The organism is Psychrobacter sp. 1Y4 (genome assembly GCF_051847555.1).
The window spans coordinates 1-841 of the sequence record NZ_JBPYDE010000338.1 but is presented as its reverse complement, the minus strand read 5'-3'; the positions used below and the strand labels follow the sequence as shown (position 1 = coordinate 841).

At 38.6% G+C, this 841-nt stretch carries 1 protein-coding gene and 1 pseudogene; both read right to left on the bottom strand.

The genetic code is table 11. The features are described 5' to 3' along the window. A pseudogene (locus ACS8FC_RS16185) lies at positions 1 to 387 on the bottom strand (polysaccharide biosynthesis protein); the annotation flags it as partial. Between the two features lie 55 nt (positions 388 to 442). Then, on the bottom strand, positions 443 to 841 hold a 399-nt coding region (locus tag ACS8FC_RS16180), incomplete at its 5' end, for a tyrosine-protein kinase family protein (protein ID WP_439297526.1).

Genomic DNA, 841 nt, shown 5'->3' with positions numbered 1-841 from the left:
GCGCGGCATCGTCGCCACTATATTTGAATAAATAATGAACTCATAGACAATAATAAGTAATAAGAATAACTGTAATATACGTCCCATAGCAGCGTCAAAAAACCCTCTAGAGGCGCTCTTATAAAAACCTATCAAATACAAGCTAGCCACTGGAATAAGTGCGTAAAACACCAATCCAGCAAGGCTGATATGATAGTCAATATAACCTTGTCGTAACGCCAATGCAGAGAATAAGCAAAGTATCGAGATTGCAAAATCTATGCTAAATAATATAGAGCACTTGGCAAACCGTGGTAATGACAATAAATACAGAGCCACACGCTTCGACCATCGAGTCAGGTCATTGGGCGCCTGATAAGCTTCGTTGAACTCTGTTTTTATAAACATAAGACTCACCTACTTAAGTTATGTTACTCATGAGAAGCAGCCGTAAAAAAACAAGTTATTGGGTATGTCCATAAGCATAATGGTAGTTATAACTATACTTATTTATAATGCTCTGACGTACATCGTTGAGAACGATGCCATCTACCTGTACATTGGCTCTGCTCATCTGTTTGATGGCATAAATCAGTTGTCCTTCTACTGAATGATTGAACTTAGTGACAAGTAGTACTTTGTCTGCATATTGCCCTAATACCATGGCATCTGAAGCCGCTAGTATTGGTGGCGCATCAATAACAATATAGTCGTACTGCTTTTTCAACCCTGCCATCAAATGATTGAAGCTCTCTCCTGTCAGTAATGATGTAGGGTTATGAGACTGTCGACCTCGTGATATGAAATCAATATGCTTCATACCAGTTGGTTGAATAAAGCTTTCGAGATTCAATTTAGAGAT